The 16,689-nt window shown below is 63.4% G+C and carries 16 protein-coding genes; 14 read left to right on the forward strand and 2 right to left on the reverse strand.

The genetic code is table 11. The features are described from left to right. The first annotated feature begins 98 nt into the window (after positions 1–98). The 14 genes from tssB to ASE30_RS26485 all read left to right on the forward strand — a co-directional run bounded on the left by tssB (position 99) and on the right by ASE30_RS26485 (position 14,641). Positions 99–605, forward strand: a complete 507-nt coding sequence (gene tssB / locus ASE30_RS26420) for a type VI secretion system contractile sheath small subunit (RefSeq protein WP_057287252.1) — start codon at positions 99–101, stop codon at positions 603–605. A gap of 49 nt (positions 606–654) precedes the next feature. Then, positions 655–2,127, forward strand: a complete 1,473-nt coding sequence (gene tssC, locus ASE30_RS26425; protein ID WP_057287253.1) for a type VI secretion system contractile sheath large subunit — start codon at positions 655–657, stop codon at positions 2,125–2,127. Positions 2,128–2,133: 6 nt separating this feature from the next. Continuing rightward, complete coding sequence (tssE, locus tag ASE30_RS26430; protein WP_057287254.1) at positions 2,134–2,562, forward strand: type VI secretion system baseplate subunit TssE; 429 nt, start codon at positions 2,134–2,136, stop codon at positions 2,560–2,562. 27 nt (positions 2,563–2,589) lie between these two features. Then, entirely contained in the window at positions 2,590–4,356 is a 1,767-nt protein-coding gene (gene tssF / locus ASE30_RS26435; protein WP_057287255.1) for a type VI secretion system baseplate subunit TssF, read from the forward strand. Continuing rightward, the gene (gene tssG, locus ASE30_RS26440; RefSeq protein ID WP_057287256.1) at positions 4,320–5,339 is read left to right on the forward strand and encodes a type VI secretion system baseplate subunit TssG; all 1,020 of its coding nucleotides are present in this window, start codon (positions 4,320–4,322) and stop codon (positions 5,337–5,339) included. The genes tssF and tssG overlap by 37 nt, the downstream gene beginning before the upstream one ends. Further along, complete coding sequence (gene tagH, locus ASE30_RS26445; protein ID WP_057287257.1) at positions 5,336–6,700, forward strand: type VI secretion system-associated FHA domain protein TagH; 1,365 nt, start codon at positions 5,336–5,338, stop codon at positions 6,698–6,700. The genes tssG and tagH overlap by 4 nt, the downstream gene beginning before the upstream one ends. Then, entirely contained in the window at positions 6,697–7,725 is a 1,029-nt protein-coding gene (gene tssJ / locus ASE30_RS26450) for a type VI secretion system lipoprotein TssJ (protein ID WP_057287258.1), read from the forward strand. The genes tagH and tssJ overlap by 4 nt, the downstream gene beginning before the upstream one ends. Continuing rightward, positions 7,722–9,059 (forward strand): type VI secretion system baseplate subunit TssK, encoded by a 1,338-nt coding sequence (gene tssK, locus ASE30_RS26455; RefSeq protein WP_057287259.1) that lies wholly within the window; start codon positions 7,722–7,724, stop codon positions 9,057–9,059. Before tssJ ends, tssK begins: the two co-directional genes overlap by 4 nt. Position 9,060: 1 nt before the next feature. Then, positions 9,061–9,888 carry a type IVB secretion system protein IcmH/DotU gene (gene icmH / locus ASE30_RS26460; protein ID WP_082601754.1) on the forward strand — a complete coding sequence of 276 codons (828 nt, stop codon included), beginning with the start codon at positions 9,061–9,063 and terminating at the stop codon, positions 9,886–9,888. Between the two features lie 23 nt (positions 9,889–9,911). After that, on the forward strand, positions 9,912–11,219 hold the full coding sequence (locus tag ASE30_RS29135) for a DUF2875 family protein (protein WP_057287260.1): 1,308 nt from the start codon (positions 9,912–9,914) through the stop codon (positions 11,217–11,219). A gap of 52 nt (positions 11,220–11,271) precedes the next feature. Further along, positions 11,272–11,535 carry a PAAR domain-containing protein gene (locus ASE30_RS26470; RefSeq protein WP_057287261.1) on the forward strand — a complete coding sequence of 88 codons (264 nt, stop codon included), beginning with the start codon at positions 11,272–11,274 and terminating at the stop codon, positions 11,533–11,535. 223 nt (positions 11,536–11,758) lie between these two features. Beyond that, positions 11,759–13,096 carry a C4-dicarboxylate transporter DctA gene (locus ASE30_RS26475; protein WP_057287262.1) on the forward strand — a complete coding sequence of 446 codons (1,338 nt, stop codon included), beginning with the start codon at positions 11,759–11,761 and terminating at the stop codon, positions 13,094–13,096. Positions 13,097–13,189: 93 nt separating this feature from the next. Further along, on the forward strand, positions 13,190–13,879 hold the full coding sequence (locus tag ASE30_RS26480; RefSeq protein ID WP_057287423.1) for a glutathione S-transferase C-terminal domain-containing protein: 690 nt from the start codon (positions 13,190–13,192) through the stop codon (positions 13,877–13,879). A 138-nt stretch (positions 13,880–14,017) separates the two neighbouring features. Then, complete coding sequence (locus ASE30_RS26485; RefSeq protein WP_082601755.1) at positions 14,018–14,641, forward strand: PIN domain-containing protein; 624 nt, start codon at positions 14,018–14,020, stop codon at positions 14,639–14,641. 62 nt (positions 14,642–14,703) lie between these two features. Here the strand turns inward: ASE30_RS26485 and ASE30_RS26490 are convergent, their stop codons facing one another. Then, entirely contained in the window at positions 14,704–16,209 is a 1,506-nt protein-coding gene (locus ASE30_RS26490; protein WP_057287264.1) for a tripartite tricarboxylate transporter permease, read from the reverse strand. Positions 16,210–16,219: 10 nt separating this feature from the next. Further along, the gene (locus ASE30_RS26495) at positions 16,220–16,642 is read right to left on the reverse strand and encodes a tripartite tricarboxylate transporter TctB family protein (RefSeq protein ID WP_082601756.1); all 423 of its coding nucleotides are present in this window, start codon (positions 16,640–16,642) and stop codon (positions 16,220–16,222) included. Positions 16,643–16,689: the final 47 nt, after the last annotated feature.

Consider the following 16,689-nt stretch of genomic DNA (forward strand, 5'->3'; position numbering starts at 1 on the left):
CGATGGAATCGCAATAATCGGTCAACATTGAAAGAAGAGTTTGGCCATTTTCCGAGGCCAAGCCTTTGGTTTTCCCGTGGTTATAACCAGGAGTTCCCATGGCAAAAAAAATGGCGTCAGTCGCCCCGCAAGAACGCATCAACATTAAATACGTGCCGGCGACTGGCGATCAACAGGCTGAAATGGAATTGCCGCTGAAGCTGCTCATCACGGGCGACTTCAAAGGTCACGGCGAGGAGATGGCGCTCGAGGAGCGTCCGACCGTCCGCATCGACAAGGACAATTTCGACGAGGTGATGTCGGGCGCGGGCCTGCACTTGGCGATGCAAGTGCCGTCGCGCCTGAGCGAAGGGCAGGAAGAGGACACGCTCAGTGTCGGCCTGCAGTTCAAGGCGATCAAGGATTTCTCTCCGGACGCGATCGCCCGCCAGGTACCGGAACTGAACAAGTTGCTGGAATTGCGTGAGGCGCTGGTTGCGCTGAAGGGCCCGTTGGGTAATGTGCCGGCGTTTCGCAAGCAGCTTCAGACGTTGCTGGCCGACGAGAAGGCGCGCAGCGCGCTGGCCAAGGAACTGAATCTGGTATTGGAAACGTCGGCTTCCTGAGTCCGGCTTTGTTTTTCCCTTCGCCCCATCGGTTTAAAAGGACAAGAGCATGAAGGCTCAAGCTAGCGTTGCACAGGAAGTGAAGCAAACCCATGGCCTGCTGGAGCAGATCATGGCGCAAACTCGCATTGAACCCAGTCACGAAGGATATGCCGTCGCCGAGCGCGGTGTTGCCGCGTTTATTGGCGAAATCCTGAAGAGCCAGGAACGCGAGCAGCAGGTCAATAAGCAACTGGTCGACCAGATGATCGCGGAGATCGACCGGAAGATCGGTTATCAAATGGATGCGATCCTCCACCAAAAGCCGCTGCAGGATCTTGAATCCGCATGGCGCGGATTGAAATTGCTGGTGGATCGCACGGATTTTCGCGAAAACATCAAGATCGAAATCCTGCACGTCACGAAAGACGAAATGCTCGAGGATTTTGAAAGCTGCGGCGACATTACCCGCAGCGGCCTCTACAAGCATGTGTATACCGCGGGCTATGGCCAATTCGGCGGCGAACCGATAGCAAGCATCGTCAGCAATTACACGTTCGGTCCTTCCGCGCCGGACATCAAGCTGCTCAGCTACGCGGCCTCGGTCAGCGCCATGTCGCATGCCCCGTTCCTGGCGGCGGCGGGTCCGGAGTTCCTGAATATCAAGAGTTTTCAGGATCTGCCCAACCTGAAGGAGGTGAAGGACATTTTCGAGGGCCCGCGCTTTGCCAAATGGCGCGGCCTGCGCGAATCGGAGGATGCCCGCTACCTGGGGTTGACGATGCCGCGCTTTCTGCTGCGCCAGCCCTACGATCCGCTCGAGAACCCGGCCCGCAGCTTTGTCTACCGCGAGACGATAGCCGGCGACCACGAGAATTATCTGTGGGGCAACACGTCCTATCTGCTGGCCAGCCGCATCACCGAGAGCTTTGCCAAATATCGCTGGTGCCCGAACATTATCGGGCCGCAGTCGGGCGGCAGCGTCGACGACCTGCCGGTGCACCTGTATGAATCCCTGGGCCAGCTCCAGGCCAAGATCCCCACCGAAGTGCTGGTCTCCGACCGCAAGGAATTCGAGCTGGCCGAAGAGGGCTTCATCCCCCTGACGATGCGCAAGGACAGCGACAACGCGGCATTCTTCTCCGCCAATTCGGTGCAGAAGCCCAAGCTGTTCCAGAAGACGCCCGAAGGCCAGGCCGCGCAGACCAATTACAAGCTGGGCACGCAGTTGCCCTACATGTTCATCATCAACCGCCTGGCGCACTACATCAAGGTGCTGCAGCGTGAACAGATCGGGAGCTGGAAGGAGCGCCAGGATCTGGAGCGCGAGCTCAATGGCTGGCTCAAACAGTACATCGCGGACCAGGAAAGCCCCTCGTCCGATGTCCGCAGCCGCCGCCCCTTGCGCGCTGCCCAGGTCCAGGTCCAGGACGTGGCCGGCAATCCCGGCTGGTATCAGGTTTCGCTCGCCGTGCGTCCGCACTTCAAGTACATGGGCGCCAACTTCGAGCTGTCGCTGGTGGGACGCCTGGACAAGGAATAACGGGAGATGCCCAGATCGCCCGGGCAGGGCAGTTTGTTCGAGCGGCTCGAGCCGGACGCGCTGCCCCGGCGCTCCCGGTCGCGCCGGGACCTCGCGGTCGCACGCATCCATGCCATCAAGCGGCATCTTGAACTCATTCTGAACAGCCGCAGGGGCTGCTCCCAGAGCAGTCCCGAGCTGGGCTTGCAGGACTTCAACGACGCCGCGATCGGCAGCGCCGATTTACTGGTGCAAGTAAGTCAGGACATCCGTCAGTCGGTGGCCGCGTTTGAACCCAGGGTCAAGGTGATCGGGGTGCATGCGCGCCCCGACGCATTGCAGCCATTGAACCTGAATTTTCGGTTGGACTGCCTGGTGCCCGTCGCCAACGCAGAAGAAAAGGTGGAGATCGATCTTGTGATCCACCGTCCGGATCGATACGCGCGCATCGTTTAGCGCAACGCCAAGGGAGGCGGAAAGAACATGCCGTTGCGGGGGAAGTTCCGCGAGGAAATGGATTATCTGCGCCGGCTCGGCCGCGAGTTTGCGCGCGACAATCCGCAGTTGTCGCAATTTCTGGGCGACGAGGCGGCTGATCCCGATGTGGAGCGGCTATTGGAAGGGTTTGCCTTTCTTACCGCCAAGCTGCGCCTGAAGATCGAGGACGATCTTCCGGAACTGACGCATTCCTTGTTGCAGTTGCTGTGGCCCAATTACCTGCGGCCGCTGCCGAGCGCGACCATCATGCGCTTCGACCCGATCGATCGGGCCATCACGACGCGGCAGGTGATTCCAAAAGGCACGCGGGTGCTGTCCCGGCCGGTCGAAGGCGTACGCTGCGAATTCCGTACCTGCTCGGACGTTACGGTGTATCCCCTGCGCATCCTTGAGGTCAGTGACGCGCACACACGCGAGAAATCCATCATGCGGGTGGATCTTGCGCCCATGGCCGGCAACGCCCTGGACAGCTTCGACTGCGATCAGCTCGATTTTCACCTGAGTGGCGATGACACGACCGCGCTCACCCTGTACCTGTGGCTGTCCAGATACCTGGCCGAAATACGGATAGAGGTGGGCGGGCAGATGCGCCGGCTATCCGCGCGTCAGATCGGTTTTCCGGGGTTCTCGCCCGACGAGGCGCTGCTGCCCTATCCGAAGAATGTATTCGACGGGTATCGGATCCTGCAGGAGTACTTCGTTTTTCCGCGCCGTTTCCAGTTCTTCAGCCTGACCGGGCTGCGCGCCTTGTGGCCCGCCGGGAGCACGGACAATGTACGGGTGGAATTCCACTTCAACCGGCCCATGCCGGTGGATATCCGCCTGCGCACCGCTGACCTGATGCTGTACTGCACGCCCGCGGTGAATCTCTTTGAACATGACGCGGAGCCGATCAATCTCAATGGCCGCTCCGTGGACCAGCGCCTTCGGCCCGGCGGGCAACGGCAGGACGCCTACGAAATCTTCAGCATCGATGAGGTCAGCGGCTGGCACCGCGGAGCGGATGGACAACGCGGCAAATTCCTGCGCATTTTCCATCCCTTCGAGTCCCTGCAACATGAAATCGAACACGCGCAAGGACGCACCGCGCTCTACTACCGGACGCGCATCGAGAATGCGCTGACCGAGGACGGCGTGCTGCACCGAGTGGCCTTCATCCGCGGCGACGAGACCGACTACATCGACGAAGATGAAACCGTATCGCTGGCCCTGACCTGCACCAACAGGGATCTACCCCTGTCCTTGGGCGTCGGCGATATCTGTGTCCAGACGCAGACCACCCCCACTTTCGCAAGCTACAGCAACGTCACGCGGCCGACGCCGTCCTATCGGCCCGTCCTGGACGGACAGCTTCAGTGGACGCTGATCTCCAACCTGTCGCTGAACTATCTGTCGCTGCTGTCGACGGAACCCTTGAAGGCGGTGCTGCGCGGCTATGACTTTGCCGCGCTGCATGACATCCAGCGCGCCCGCGCCACGCGCAAACGGCTCGATGGCATTGGCGATGCCATCACCACGCCCACGGACCTGCTGATGAAGGGCCTGCCCATACGGGGCCTCAAGACGCGGCTGAAACTGGACCCGGAGGCCTTTCTCTGCGAGGGCGACCTTTACCTGTTCGGTACCGTGCTGAGTCATTTTTTCGCCCTATACGCGAGCATCAATTCCTTTCATCTGCTGGAAGCCACCAATACCGGCAACAACGAGCACTACGAATGGCCATTGCAGAACGGCAAGCAGCCGTTGATCTAGCCGGCCATCTGCTGGCTGACGCGAAGAACTATGACTTTTTCCGTTTGCTCGAGCAGTTGCACGGCTTGCACGACGACAATCTGGAAGCCCCGGAGAGCGCCGACCCGGAGCGCCACCGCGTCCGCCTGAGCAGCTACGCGGGGCTTGGATTTCCGGCCTCGGACGTGGCGCTGGCCGAGCGCATGCCCGCCGCCGCCAGCAGCGACTATCGGGTGCAGGCCACGTTTTTTGGCCTGCATGGACCGGACTCTCCCCTGCCCGGTTATTACCTGGACCGGCTGGCCTATGAGTACGGACAGGGTGTCGGGATACGTCCTGCCTTCCTGGACTTCTTCAACCACCGGTTGTTGACGCTGCTGCACCACGCCTGGCGCAAGTACCGCTATTACGTGCGCTTCCGGCGGGAGGCTCAGGACCGGTTCTCGCGCTATGTCTTTTCCATGGTGGGACTCGGCGACGTCGAGCTGCGCGGCGTCACCCCCATCGCCTGGAGCCGCCTGCTGAGTTACGCGGGCGCCATCGCCAGCCGCAGCCGCTCTCCGCACGTGGTGGCGGGCATCATCGCGCACTGCTTTGACCTGAAGACCGTGCAGGTGCGCGAATTCGAACTGCGCTACATGCACATTCCGGCCAATCAGCGGCTGGCATTGGGCAAGCGCAACGGCACGCTGGGCGACAGCTTCGTGATCGGCGATCGCGTCCGCACCCGCTACAGCAAGTTCACCATCGTCATTCCCGATCTGGATCAGAAGCGCTTTCGTGAGTTCCTGCCCAGCGGCGAAAACTTCGAGCGCTTGCGCAAACTGATCGACTTTCTGCTGCGCGACCCGGCCGCCTACGATCTTGATCTGGGCTTGCGTCAGGAAGAAGTGCCGCCGTTCAACCTGGGACGCGCCAGCGGCGCCCACCTGGGTTGGACGAGCTTTGTTGCGCATACGGCGGTACGCCGCTCTTCCACCGTCAAAATCAAGGCGCGCCTATGAATCACAATCAAGCCGAGCGCAGCGTCGCGCTCGTCGTGACCAATCCCCAGGCGCTCCAGCACGGCAGCACGCCCCGCCATCGCTTCGACGCCGCGGGCGGGACCATAGGCGGCGCCGGCGCCAACTGGACCCTGGTCGACCATGCCGGCCGGGTACAGCCTGTCCATTGCGAGATCCGTTTCAGCGACGGTTCCTTCTGCGTGATCGACCGGTCCGGCCACACGCATATCAATGACGCCAGCGACCCATTGGGCGCGATGGTCGGCGCGCGCTTGAGCGAAGGCGACATCTTGCGCGTGGGGCCCTATCTGGTGGCGGTTCATCTGCATGACGAGCGCCACGAGCTACCGGATGCGTCCCGCCATCTGGCGCAGTACGAGGTCAGCGAACTGCTCAACGAACAGCGTGGCGCGATGGACGACCTGCCGGCCGGCGCCTATTCGTTTGATCGCGACAAAGGCGGGACCGCCCAGGACGCGGCCTTTCAGGCCCTGGCGACCCATCACGATCCGCATTCCGATCTCGATCCCTTGCGGGCGCTGGATGCCGCCGAGCATTCCGCCAGGCCCGCTGCCCCTGCCCTGGACTTTTCCGACGCCGCGCGATGGAACGTCGCACACACGCCGACCCAGCCGGACCTTGCCTCAACCCGATTCGCTGCCGTCACTGGCGCCCCCAAGACTACTTCCGGAGATCCCCGCATGTCGAATTCACGCGATCACTTCGTTTCCGACCAGGATTGGCAGGGCTCGCCGCTGCCCATCGGCGGCGACGCGTCGCAGGCAGCCGCGCCCTTGCTGCAGGGACTTGGCGTTTCGCTTGGCCCGCTGGACGCGCAATCGAGCCACACCCTGATGCTGGAGGCGGGCCAGGCCCTTGGGGCGGCGATACGCGGGATTGCCGAACTGTATGGCAGCCAGGCCGGTGAGCAGCGCCGCATGGCGCTGAACGCGCTGACGTTGCAGCCCATCGAGGACAACCCCCTGCGCCTGGGGCAGAGCTATCCGGATACGTTGCGGGCCATGTTCTCCAGCGAGCGCAGCGTTGTGCATTTGTCGCCGATGGCCGCGATTGACGAGAGCATGGCCCAGCTCAGGGCGCACCACGCTGCCGTGATCGCGGGGATAGAGGCAAGCCTGGAAGCGTTGCTGCGCGCCTTTTCACCCGAACTGCTGTTGCAGCGTTTTCGCCGTTACCGGCCAGAACAGCCGCAACAGAGCGGCGGCGACGATTGGGCGTGGCGGATGTACACCCATTACTTCGAAGAGCTGAGTTCCGCCCGGCAGCGCGGATTCGAAAAGCTCTTCTGGGAGATCTTCGAGCAAGCATACGACCGTGCATTGCGCGCGGCTGCGCAATGAGGCGCGTCCTGTCCGTGCTGGTGGCGAACGCTGTCCTCGCCGGCTGCGGCACCGTGGGCGATGTCCTGACGAAGACGGGGCAGATACTGATGGATCCCTCCATTCCCGTCGGCGCGCCGGAGGATCAGCCCAGCCAGATCGGCCTGAGCCTTTATGCGGCGGATGACGTCAACCCGAATCCGTCGAGCGGGGCCGAGCCCCAGGCGGGAATCTCGACGCCGGATGGCGCCGCATCCCGCTCAGGCACCGGAGGGCCTTTCGAGGTGAGCCTGAAAACAGGAAGCCGGCGCGAGCTGATCGACAGCCTGCGCGGCCTGCTGGGTGAACTGGAAGAGGACCGCCCCGCAACCCAGCCCTTGAGCCGCACCGACCGGGGATCTTCCCGCGTGGTGCACACCGCCGGCGCCCCAGGCCCTGCGCCGCTCGATTCGGCACTGCTCCCGGTAAGCGCCCTTTCGCCCTATTTTCTGCCCAATCGTCGCTTCGGTTCGGGGCCGGCCATGGCATCGCAGGCCGTGACCCGGGCGCCCTTGCCGCTGGCGTGGGTGTCCGACGAAGAACCGGACGCTGGCGCCGATGGCGACGGGATGGGCCGGGGACTAGGCCAATACAGCCGGGGACCCAGCTTTTCGCCCGTGGAGATCCCGGCCGCGCCCAAAGGGGTGTCCACCCCCATCGCATTCAAGGTGCTGCAGCTCAAGGACGATTCATTGCTATTGAACGCGGACCCGCAGCAGGTTGAGAAAGATCTCAAGAAGGCATTGGGCACGACCTTCGTGACCCAGGACGACTACGTCCTTCTGCCGGGGCAGTTCAAGTACATCGATTTCTCGCGGATTCAAGCGGATACGCGGTACGTCGCCATCGTCGCCGACTTCCATGATGCGGACGGCGCGGTGTGGAAGCAGGCCTTTCGCCTGGAGCCCAGAGGGCGCAAGTATTCGCTGCTGCTGACCTTGCGCGGCAACCGCGTCGCCATCACCGACGAAAGCTATCGACCATCGCAACCAGGTTCCAAACCATGACTTCACGCAATCCCGTTATCTGGAGCGAGGGGCTGTTCGTCAAGCCCCAGCATTTCCAGCAGCAAGCCCGCATGTCGGAGCATCACGCCAACCAGCGCGTCAATGGTGTCAGCGAGTATCTCTATGGCTTCAGTGAGCTTGAGCTCAACCAGGAGTATCTGAGCTTTGGCAAGATCGCGATCGTGCGCGCGCGCGGCGTCATGCCGGACGGCAGCGTGTTCGACATCCCCAATGATCAGCCGCCGCCCGTGCCCTTGCCGATCACCGACGCGTCCGCGGTCAACCAGACCGTGTATCTGACTCTACCCCTGCGGTCGGACGGCGTGCTTGAAGTGCAATGGCCCGAGACGTACGCCAATGCGCGCTACCTGACCCGCAACGAAGAGGTCCGCGATACGCACAGCCAGGAAGGCGACTATGTGCCGATGAATCTGGCCGCGTTGAATCTGCAGTTGGCACTGGAGCGCGACGACCGCAGCGCGTTTACCGGCATAGCGGTGTGCCGGCTGCTGGACCGTCGGCCGGACGGCAGCCTGCTGCTGGACGAATCGTTCTACCCCACCGGCATTTCGCTGAACGCGATTCCGCCGCTCAAGCGCTACCTCGGGGAGATCGCCGGGCTGATGCGCGAGCGCGCGAAGAACATCGCCGAGCGCATCGGATCGCCCGGCCAGGCCGGCGTCGCCGACGTCACCGACTTCAACCTGTTGCTGGTGCTGAATCGCCTGCATCCGCTGTTCCTGCACCTGTCGCGTCTTCGGCGCGTCCATCCGGAACAGGTGTATATCGCGTTCAGCCAGGCTTGCGGGGAACTCGTGACCTTTACCGATGAAGGCCGCCTGCCGCAGGAGTACCCGGCCTATCAGCACGACGACCCGCGCGCGTCGTTTCGCGTGCTTGAAGAGACGCTGCGCCGTTCGCTGAGCACCGTGCTGCAACCGCGCGCGGTGTCGCTGCCTATCGAGCGCCAGCAATACGGCGTGCTGACGGCGGCCGTGCACGACAGGCGCCTGTACGCCGACGCCGATTTCGTTCTGGCCGTGCGTGCCCGCATGCCGCTGGACAAGCTGCGCCAGCAGTTCGTCCAGCAGGCCAAGGTGACCTCGATGGAGAAGCTGGGCGAGCTGGTCAGCCTGCAATTGCCCGGCATTCCGCTCCTGCCCCTGCCGGTTGCGCCACGCCACCTGCCTTTCCACGCCGGGTTCACCTACTTCCAGTTCGACCGCAGCCATCCCAGCTGGCAGGCGATGCGCGACACGGCTGGCTTCGGCTTCCATATCGCGGGCGATTATCCGGAGATGGAGTTGCAGTTCTGGGCTATCAGGAGCCAATGACATGAAGACCATCGAAGCGTCTCCTTCCGGCGGCGGAAGTTTTCTGCGCACGGCCCCCGTCGCGGAGATCGACCAGAAAGAGTCCATCGCCTTTGACACCATCGGGCATATCGACCAGGACGAGGATCTGGGGTTTCAACTCCGGGGCCATGGCTACAACCCCCTGGTCGACGGGGCACTCCCTTTGTTCGGGCTGGTCATCCGTTTACGCAAGCTGACGCATTACGAGGGCATTGAACGCCTCTATGGCACCGTGCGCGATCAGATCGCGGCGCTGGACGAGGAAATCCGCCAGCATGGTTACGACGGCGCAACTCAGCTCGCCTATCGATACGCGCTGTGCAGCTTTATCGACGAGGCCGTGATGGGCACGCCATGGGGCGCGCATTCCCCATGGGCCGAACGGTCGCTGCTCAGCGTGAACCACAACGAGACATGGGGCGGCGAGAAGTTCTTCACAGTGCTGTCACGCATGATGATGGACACGGTCAAGTACCGCGATGTGCTCGAGTTCAAGTATCTATGCCTGTGCCTGGGCTTCAAGGGCAAGTACGGCATGCAGCACAACCAGAACGAAGCCCTGCAGGCCATCATCGTCAAGCTTCACCGCGAGCTTCGCGAACTGCGGGGCGAGGTGCCCGAAGAACTTACCGACGCGCAGCAGAACATCGTGTCGCGCCGGTACAGCGTGGGCCGCCTGTGGCCATGGTGGACGCCCTGGCTGAGCGCGCTGGTGGTGCTGGTGGTCGTTTATGCCGCTTTCGCGGCCAGCCTGGGCGGCACGAGCGACCTCGTACTGCATTCCTTGGACGAAGTCCTCAAGAAGTAACGTGGCGCAAGGAGACTCCCATCATGCCAACCGGCGCGCGCTACACGGCCCCTGCGACGTCCCCGCCTTTGGAAGTCCTGGATGTGCTGAGGGTCGGGCTTAGCCTGGATGTGTACCGGCAGGGACAGGCATGGGACGCATTGCGCAGGCAGGACGCCGCCCAGCCCAATGCGCTGGGCTTGCTCAGCATCCTGCCTACCGGCCCCGGCGGATACCCGGTCACTGCCTATGCGAAGGATATGGCCTATGACAAACGGAAATCCGATGCGCTGCGATTGGCCCTGCGCGATTTTCTCGAGGGCTGGCCCATCCCCACTGTCACGGTGGTGCGCGGCTGGGACCCGGATGCGCCCGATCCCAGCCTGACGCCGGCGCAAACCCGGAAAATGCTGTCCGGCATGGTGGACCGGCTGCGCGATCCCGCCGGACTGCATGGACACCAGATCCGGCAATTGGAACGCGGCGGAATCGTCTGCGACGACACCCCGGAAGGCGTGGTGGAGCATCTATTCCGGCTCTTCGAGGCAAACCCCGATCTGCCCGCGGTGTTGGTCTACAGCGTGGATGGCTTCAATATGGCCGCCACCTTGGGCACCCGGGGCAATCAGCCCATCGGCGTCGGCAATGGCCCGCGCCAGCCGGGCGAACTTACCGACAGCATGGTGGCGATCGTTATCGGCCGATCCGAGCGTTTGAACTGGCTTCGCGAATACGCGCGCCTTACCAAGAGCACCGCGGGCCCTGTCGATCCGCCATACCCGGGCTGTCACGGACGCGGCACCTTCGTGCCCTCGCCTTTCGTGCCGCAACCGTGGACGGAGCGGACCTTGACGCAATGGGACGCGCTGCCCGTGCTGGCCAGAGTGCACCGCCCGGTCACGGCGCCGCTGCGGGACGCAGGGGGCAGACGCCTGCGGAATGACGCGCTCACGGCCGCCCGGGCATTGGCCTGGCGCCAGGCGACCCAAGGACTGTCCGCGGATCCGGCACGGGTGTTCTACGACGGCGGCCACGACGGCCACGGGGCACTGACCGACTGGACGCCGGCCTTGCGGGCCGCGCACAGTTCCGTCGATCTGCTGGCGTCGAACCAAAGCTACGACCTGACGCGGCGGCTGGGCGATACGGGTTCGGCATCGCCCTTCGTCGGCCTCGCGCTGGCAACCATCGCGAGCTGTCTGAACGCGGATACCAGCATGGTCGCGGCGCTGCGCCGGACCGATCAGGCGACGCTGATTGCCGTCAGCTCGCCCACGCCAGGCACGCCCCCTGGCGTCGACCCCTTTGGCTTGCAACACGCCCCAACCCAAACGAACGCTGCCCGGCCGTGATGCGAGGCGGACGGCCCGACCTTGCCACCCCTGACCAGCGAAGGAGATTGATATGAAAGAGATCATCCGAGTGGGCGACGCCACCAATCATGGCGGAGTCGTCGTGAATGGCTTCGGCCAGACAAACTTGAACGGCAAACCCATTGCCGGGGTGGGACACATGGCCACCTGCCCGAAATGCAAGGGTGTCTTTCCCATCGTGGAAGGCAGCGGGCATCTCCGCGTGGACGGCACGCCTGTCGCGTTGGAGGGCATGAAGACGGCATGTGGCGCCAGCCTGATTTCCAGCGGCTCACTGGGCGCGGTGGACGGCTGACCACCCGTGGCTCGAAAGCTGGTGACCAGCCGACTATCGGACCGACTCCAAGGTCGGTAAGGGTATGCCCCAGCAGTCATCGGCGGCGCTTCGGGTTTAACGTACGCATGTTTTGTATACAACTTAAGCATGCACCATAAATTGAGATAACGGTCCGCCCGGCGGGGCATCATCCCGCCGGCGCGGATCCTTTGCCTGCAAAGGGCACCGAGGGGACATACTCATGCGCGGTTTTGCGAAATCATTATTCGGCCAGGTCGTTATCGCCCTCGTCTTGGGCGTGATACTGGGCTTGGCCGTGCCGGACATCGCGCCCAAGCTCAAGCCGCTGGGCGACGGGTTCATCAAGCTGATCAAGATGATCATCCCGGTGCTGGTGTTCTGCGTGGTGGTCCATGGCATCGCCGGCGCGGGGGATCTCAAGCGCGTGGGCAAGGTGGGCGTCAAGGCGCTGGTCTATTTCGAAGTGCTCACCACCCTGGCCTTGATGCTGGGCCTGGCCGTGGCGCTGGTGTTCAAGCCGGGCGCCGGCATGAACATCGACACCAGCACGCTGGACGCGTCCGCCATGAGCGCCTACGTGTCCAACGCCGACAAGCTCACCAGCGGCGGTACGGTCGAATTCCTGTTGAAGCTCATCCCCAACACGGCCGTCAGTCCGTTCGCCACCGGTGACGTGCTGCAGGTCCTGCTGTTCGCGGTGCTGTTCGGCTGCGCGCTGTCGCAATTGGGAGAGCACGGCAAGCCCGTGGTGCGCCTGATCGATGCCACGTCCCAGGTGATGTTCAAGATCATGGGACTGATCATCCGGCTGGCTCCGCTTGGGGTGCTGGGCGCGGTGGCGTACACCGTCGGACAGTACGGCGTCGGCTCGCTCAAGCAATTGGGCATGCTGGTGCTCGTGTTCTATGGGTCCGTGGCGGCCTTCGTGTTTGGCGTGCTGGGAATCGTGATGCGCTTGTGCGGTTTCAGCCTGCTCAAGCTGCTTCGCTACCTGCGTGAAGAACTGGCGGTGGTGTTCGCCACCACCTCGTCGGACAGCGTGCTGCCGCAGGTCATCGCCAAGCTGCGCCACCTGGGCATCCGGGATTCCACGGTCGGGCTGGTGATCCCCACGGGCTACTCTTTCAACCTGGACGCCTTCTCCATCTACATCACACTGGCCGCGGTGTTCATCGCCCAAGCCACCAACACCCCGGTGTCGATGGTGGACCTGATGACCATCCTGGCGATCGCGCTGATCACCTCCAAGGGCGCCCATGGCGTACCCGGTTCCGCCATCGTCATCCTCGCCGCCACGCTGCACGCGATTCCCGCCATTCCCGAGATCGGGCTGGTGCTGGTGCTGTCGGTGGACTGGTTCATGGGCATTGCCCGGGCGCTGGGCAACCTGGTCGGCAATTGCGTCGCGACGGTGGCGGTCGGCGCCTGGAACGGCGACATCGACCGCGAGCAGGCACATGCCGTGTTGAACGGCGAACGTCCGGTGGACCTGACCCCCGTTCCCGTGGCGGATGACGAAGAAGCCGCCGGCCTGCCGGGCGTACAGGCCAGGGCATAGCGACCGGGCCGGGGTGCAGGCGTCCCGGGTGGAAAAAAGGCGTGCGCGGGCGCGCCGGTGGATTATTCTGATCCGGCCACCTGGGAGCGCGCCATGATCACTCTTCATTCCTACCCCGGACTCTACGGCCTGGAAGACAACAATCCGTACGGCCTGAAGATCTACGCGTTCCTCAAACTGTGCCGCCTGCCGTTCGACCACGAACATGGCATCGACGTCAGCGCGGCTCCCCGCGGACAACTGCCCTACCTGACCGACAACGGCCTGGCGATCGGCGACAGCGACGCCATCATCGTCTACCTCAAGCGGCAGTATGAGCTGACCATAGACGCTACGCTGGACCTGGCGCAGCAGAGCCAGGACCTGATGGTCCGGCGCACCCTGGACGATCTGTACTGGGTGATGTCGTACTCGCGCTGGCGCGACGACCGCTATTGGCCGGTCTTCCGCAAGGCCCTGCTGGACACCCACCCGGACGTGACGCCCGAGCAGTTGGAAGCCGCCCGGCAATTCAATTTCCAGCGCTACCACTATCAGGGCATCGGCCGGTACGCCCCCGAGGAAGCCTATGCCCGCGGCATCGCGGACCTGGATGCGATCGCCAACCTGCTGGGCGATGACGGCTTCCTCTTCGGACCCAATCCCGGCAGCGTCGACGCCGGAATCTATGGCTTCGTGGCCAACATCTACCACTACGCGATCGATACGCCGCTCAAGCGCCATCTGCTGTCCCGCCCGAATCTGGTAAACCACTGCCTGGCGCTGCGGGCGGAACTTGGCTGAGGCCGTCCCCCGCTCAACAGGCCATCGAAAAAACCATTATTCTTCTGCCTCGTTCCTGATTCTTCAAACCGCGCTGGCGGCCCGGATCCGCGCGCAGCTCGCGCGCCTCGTCCCCCACAGCGGGTGACTCGCCCTATCTTGACCTCCCAGCCCTCAGCCCCGCCCTTTATCGTCCTGGATGCGTGCGTCCTTATGTCCGGCATCCTGCGCCGGTTCTTGCTGCGCCTGGCGGACGCCGGGGTGTTCAAGCCGGTATGGACCGAACGCATCGGCGAGGAATGGCGCCGCAACGCGTCTCGCATCTGGGATATCCCCCCTGAGGTGATGACCGAGTTCTGGGCGGATATGAACGCGCGGTTTCCAGACGCGAACGAAGCCGACACACAGGTCTACGAAGCCTCGCTGCGCTACAGCGACCCCAAGGACTTCCACGTCATCGCGGCCGGGCTGGCGCGGCGCGCGCGCTGCGGTTTGCCGCTGACGCCCATCGTGCAGGTGCTGACCTGGAACCTGAAGGATTTCAACCGTTCCGAGTTGCGGCGGCAGGGCCTGGATGTCTACAACCCGGACCGCATGCTGGTGCAGTGGTGGCAAGCCGGCCCCGACCGACTGCGCGACGCCATCGCGCAGATTCCCGCCGACTACATCGCATTGGGCCGGGAACCCGAGCCGCTGTCCGCGACCTTGCACCGGGAACGCCTGTACGGGCTGAAAAACCTGGTGGCACGCGAGGCAGCCGGCGACCGCCCCAGCCCGCGCTGAACAAAAAAGGGGCCTGGGCAGCTTGCGCCGCGCCAGACCCGGAGCCAACTTGTTACGTCGGATCAGTCGACCTCGACGAAAGCCTCTTCACGCTTCTTGCGCAGGGCCGGCAGCATCACCAGCACCAGCAGGATGGCCGCCATCGCCAGCAGCGTCGCCGACAGGGGCCGCGTGACGAAGGTCGTGAACTCTCCGCGTGACAGCAGCAGCGCCCGGCGGAAGTTCTCTTCCATCATTGGGCCCAGAACCAGTCCCAACAGCAGCGGCGCGCCCTCGCAGCCCAGTTTGCTCCACACATAGCCGACGATGCCGAATATGGCGAACATGAGGATATCGAAGCCGTTGTAGTTCAGCGAATACACCCCGATCGTGCAGAACACCAGAATCGCGGGGAACAGCATCCGGTATGGCACCCGCAGCAGCTTCACCCAGATGCCGATCAGCGGCAGATTGAGGATCACCAGCATCAGGTTGCCGATCCACATGGATGCGATCAGGCCCCAGAACAGATCGGGGTGGCTGGACATCACCTGCGGACCAGGCTGGATGTTGTGGATCGTCATGGCACCCACCATCAGCGCCATGACCGCGTTGCCGGGTATGCCCAGCGTCAGGAGCGGAATGAACGAAGTCTGCGCGCCGGCGTTGTTCGCGGATTCGGGTCCTGCCAGGCCGGCGGGATGGCCCTTGCCGAAGCGCTCCGGCTCTTTGGACAGTTTTTTCTCAAGCGTGTACGAGGCGAACGCGGACAGCACCGATCCGCCGCCCGGCAGGATTCCCAGCGCCGAGCCCAGCGCGGTCCCGCGCAAAATGGCCGGCGCGGCTTCGCGGAATTCCTGGCGGCTGGGATAAAGCGATCCCACCTTGTCGGTGATCTCCACCCGTTTCTCTTTGAGTTCCAGGTTGTTCATGATCTCCGACAGGCCAAACACGCCCATCGCCACGATCGCGAAATCGATCCCGTCCTGCAGCTCCGGAATGCTGAAGTCGTACCGGGCGACGCCCGAGTTGACGTCGGTGCCCACCATGCCCAGCAGCAGACCGAGCAGGATCATGCAGATCGCCTTCGGGAGCGAACCCGAGGCAAGCACCACCGCGCCGATCAGGCCCAGGGCCATCAGCGAAAAATACTCGGCTGGCCCAAACGCGAAAGCCACTTCCGCCAAGGGCGGCGCAAACGCGGCAATCAGCACGGTGGCCACGCTGCCCGCGAAGAACGACCCGATCGCCGCAAGCGACAGCGCCGCACCGGCCCGGCCGTTGCGCGCCATCTGGTGTCCGTCCAGCACGGTCACCACCGCCGAGGTCTCGCCCGGCAGGTTTACCAGGATGGCGGTGGTCGACCCGCCATATTGCGTGCCGTAATAGATACCGGCCAGCATGATCAGCCCGGCGGTCGGGGGCAGCACATACGTGATTGGCAGCAGCATGGCGATCGTGGGCACCGGGCCAAGCCCGGGCAGCACGCCCACCAGCGTGCCCAGCAGGCAGCCAATGAACGCGTAAGTCAGGTTCTCCGGCGTGAAGGCGACCGAGAATCCCAGCATCAGGTTTTGAAGTAGTTCCATTGCCAGTCTCCTAGTTGCTCAGCACGCTGGGCCACAGCGGAAAGATCAGCCCCAGGCCGCGTATGAATGCGACGTAGGAAAAGGCCACGAGGAACAGGCCATTCGCAATGGCGACCTTCCAATTGAATTCATGGCTGGCGAAGCTGCTGATCAACACCAGCAGGAAAACCGAGAGATACAGCCCCAGATAGCGCAGGGTCAGGCCGTAAAGCATCACGGAGCCGACGACAAGAAAGAGAATGCGGAAATCGTAGCGGCTGACGGTCGTTGTCTGGGCGCGCTTGGACAGCGCGCTCATCAGCACTGTCGCGCCCATCAACGCCAGAACGATACCGAGCCAGAACGGAAAATAGCCCGGCCCCATGCGGGCCGCGCTACCCATGGAGTACTGGGTGGCTTGCACGGCGAAGCCTCCTCCAAGCGCGATGAACATTGCGCCGGACCAGAAGTCCTGTCTATTTTTTATCAAGCTGCTCTCTC

The organism is Achromobacter sp. Root83 (genome assembly GCF_001428845.1).
In the GTDB taxonomy this organism is placed as follows: Bacteria; Pseudomonadota; Gammaproteobacteria; order Burkholderiales; family Burkholderiaceae_B; genus Achromobacter.